Genomic DNA, 2,283 nt, shown 5'->3' with positions numbered 1-2,283 from the left:
TCGCACCGGGGCGCGCGCCCGCACCCGCCCGCACCGGGCGGCGGCCAGGCCGTGCGAGCCGTAGAAGCAGTTCAGCGCGAGGGTGACCGCCAGGGCCTCCAGTTCGTCCCCCGCCACCTCCTCCAGCGCCCCTTGCAGCACCTCGACCGCCTCGTCGGCGCGCCCCAGCTCGCCCAGCGCGATGCCGAGCAGCAGGACGGCCCGCGGGTCGGGGCCCTGGCGCAGTGCCGCCCGGGCGAGGTCGTGCATCCGCTCGATGTCGTGGGCGTAGTGGGCGAGCCGGGCGGCCCGCACCAGCAGGTCGGGGTCGGCGGTGCCGGTGGCGTCCAGCCGCCAGCCGGCCAGGCGCAGCGCGTCGCCGCTGCGGCGGGCGCCCCGCGCCTCGACCCGGGCGATCTGGTCGAGCAGCAGGGAGCGGACCCGCAGCCGCGGCATGCCCGCCTTGAGCACGTCGCCGTGGACGGGGTGGGTCAGCCGGGCCTCCAGCCGCCGCCCGTCCGGGCGGACGGTGATCAGCCCGCTCTCCTCCAGTGCGGTGAGCAGCGGCTCGCCGGTGTCCGCGAGGAGTTCGTCGACGCCGAGCGGTTCGCACAGGGCGAGCCGCTCCAGGACGTCGCGCTGATCGGCGGTCAGCGCCTCCAGCCGTTCGCGGACCAGGCCCGCGACGCCGTCGCCGGCGCTGAGCCGGGCGGTCAGGCACCAGACGCCGTCGCTCTTGGCGAGTGCCCCGTCGGCGACCCCGCGCAGCACCAGTTCGCGCAGGTAGAGCAGGTTGCCGCGGCTCGCCGCCCAGAGCGCCGCCCCGGCCGGGGCGGCGATGGGTGCGCCGAGGGCGAGGTGCAGCAGGGTGTCCATGGTGGGCCGTTCGAGCTCCGCGAGGTCCAGGCGCAGTGCGCGCCCGGCCCGCCACCAGGCGGCGAGGGCGTCCGGCAGCGGCGCCTGGTCGCGCAGGGTGGCGACCAGCAGGACCCCGGGCCCGGCGCAGACGGCGGTGAGCAGGGCGAGCGAGGCGGGGTCGAGCAGGTGGAGGTCGTCGACGCCGAGGATGAAGCGGCGGTCGCCGGCCTGCTCGACGGTCCGGGCGTGGACGGCAGCGAACAGCTCCTGCGGGCCGGCCGGCGGTGCCCCGGCGGTCGGCGGCGGCAGCAGCGGCGCGAGTGCGGACAGCGGTACGGCGGCGGCGGTGGCGCTCGCGGTCAGGTGCGCCGTCCGGTGCCCGCGCGAGCGGGCCAGTTCGACGTACTCCTCGACCAGCCGGCTCTTGCCCGTCCCCGGGCGGCCGCAGACCAGTACGGCACGGCAGTGCGGGTCGGCGGCGGCGTCGCCGACCCGTTCCAGTTCGTTGCGCCGGCCGATGAACGGCCATCGGACCGTGGTCCCACCCAGCATGCCCGCCCCCCGAGCGTTCCGGTGCCGGTGCCGCCGGCCTCGGCCGGGCGGCCCGCTGCGGCCGCGTGTCGCGGCGCACCGGCGGTCAGTGTGGCACAGGGCGCCCGGTCCCGGACGGCCGTGCGGCCGGGCCGGCGCCGCGCAGCGTCGGGCCATCCCCGGACGGTACGTCGGGCTGCCGTCCGGGTGCCTGAGTAGCCGTTACTCAGATCCGGTCGGCTTGTGCGGGGCCTGAGCGACGGCCCGGCCGGATGAGTAGGCGGCCGCCGCACGATTGAGTACCGGCTCCTCATGTGGCTTGCTGCCGAACGGAGTTGTCTGGTGGTCAACGGGAGGCCGACGGGGCCGACCGACACATCACACGGGGGAAACCGTGCAGATCACCGTTCGCAGGGCCGGCGCCGCACTCGTCCTGGCGGCACTCGCCGTCGCCGCCCAGACCACCGCGGCCGGCGCCGCCCCGGCGCACCCGGCCGCCGCCACCTCGGGCGCCGCCGCCCGCAGCGTCCTCGTCCAGGTCGACAACTGGACGCAGTGCGAGATGGACTTCGTCTCCGCCTCGCTGAGCAGCGGCACCTGGACCGGCATCGACTGGCCGCCGGCCACGATCACCAACAGCACCTGGGGCGTCTGGCAGTCGGAGTCCAACGGCTTCATGACCGGCACCGAGGGCAAGGCCACCTACCAGCTGCACAAGTGCGTGAACCCGGCCGACGAGTACAAGTGGGTCTCCTTCCACTGGGACAACCCCTATGCCGGCAGCAACTCGTACGACACCAAGGGCACCAGCAGCGGCGTGAAGATCACCCGCAGCGGCGGCAGCGGCGACAACGCGGTGGTCAGCTTCGTCGTCAAGACCGGCTGACCGCAGCAGCACCGGCCCCGGCCCCGGCC

At 75.9% G+C, this 2,283-nt stretch carries 2 protein-coding genes; one reads left to right on the top strand and one right to left on the bottom strand.

From position 1 onward, the window contains the following. On the bottom strand, positions 1-1,389 hold a 1,389-nt coding region (locus ACFV0G_RS37685), incomplete at its 3' end, for an AAA family ATPase (RefSeq protein WP_380557835.1). Positions 1,390-1,762: 373 nt separating this feature from the next. On the opposite strand from ACFV0G_RS37685, the gene ACFV0G_RS37680 reads away from it, so the two are divergent. Continuing rightward, complete coding sequence (locus ACFV0G_RS37680) at positions 1,763-2,254, top strand: aegerolysin family protein (protein ID WP_380557832.1); 492 nt, start codon at positions 1,763-1,765, stop codon at positions 2,252-2,254. Positions 2,255-2,283 lie beyond the last annotated feature (29 nt).

Origin of the sequence: Kitasatospora sp. NPDC059571, from assembly GCF_042735675.1 — a bacterium.
GTDB lineage: Bacteria > Actinomycetota > Actinomycetes > Streptomycetales > Streptomycetaceae > Kitasatospora.
The sequence above is the reverse complement of the archived record's forward strand: the minus strand, read 5'-3'. Positions and strand labels throughout refer to the sequence as shown.